Here is a 240-nt window from a genome sequence, read left to right on the forward strand (position 1 = left end):
CATAAAGACACTTTGGAACTTGCCAGCGCACATTTAACCTTTGACTTAGGTCTTGCTGAAGATGCAACGGTTGAAAGCTTAACATTAAACATTGAGCGATTTTTACATTCAGATATTAAATTGCAAAGAGCTACAATGCTCAAATCATATTTTCTCGATTCAACCGAGCAATTCGCACAAGAAATCATAAAGGTATCAAATGAGTGAGTTTAATTCTAAACAAGCAGAGTGGGATGAAAT

The 240-nt window shown here is 35.4% G+C and carries 1 protein-coding gene; it reads left to right on the top strand.

What is annotated here, in order from left to right; genetic code table 11:
• A partial coding sequence (locus Q4528_RS15785) for a hypothetical protein (RefSeq protein ID WP_303522678.1) occupies positions 1–207 on the top strand: 207 nt, incomplete at its 5' end.
• Positions 208–240: the final 33 nt, after the last annotated feature.

This window comes from Staphylococcus pasteuri (genome assembly GCF_030547725.1).
Classification (GTDB): Bacteria; Bacillota; Bacilli; order Staphylococcales; family Staphylococcaceae; genus Staphylococcus; species Staphylococcus pasteuri.